This window comes from Psychrobacter sp. W2-37-MNA-CIBAN-0211, assembly GCF_040309405.1.
Classification (GTDB): domain Bacteria; phylum Pseudomonadota; class Gammaproteobacteria; order Pseudomonadales; family Moraxellaceae; genus Psychrobacter; species Psychrobacter glaciei.
Window position 1 is genome coordinate 1 of the sequence record NZ_JBEOOU010000586.1, and the last position, 235, is coordinate 235.

General features: G+C 48.5%; 1 protein-coding gene. It reads right to left on the reverse strand.

Features of this window, described 5'->3' with window-relative positions; translation table 11 throughout:
- Window positions 1-235: cupin domain-containing protein (locus AAEY72_RS16355; protein ID WP_352311742.1), on the reverse strand; the 235-nt coding region annotated here is incomplete at both ends.

The following is a 235-nucleotide window of genomic DNA, read 5'->3' on the forward strand; positions in this document are numbered from 1 at the left end:
GTGTGCAGATGGCTGCCATCTTGCCAAATAAAATCACCCGGTACGTAGCTACCCTCTTCGTCGCTAAACTCGCCGTTTAGTAACAAAGTAATCTCAAATCCGGTATGAGTATGCTCTGGTATTTCTCCACCCGCAGCAATGTGCAATAAGCTGGTACGTAATGGGCCATCATCTAGGGCAACGCGCGAGCGGGCTAGTTTGCCAACTTGAGTAAATTTGCTGTGCGAAATACGTG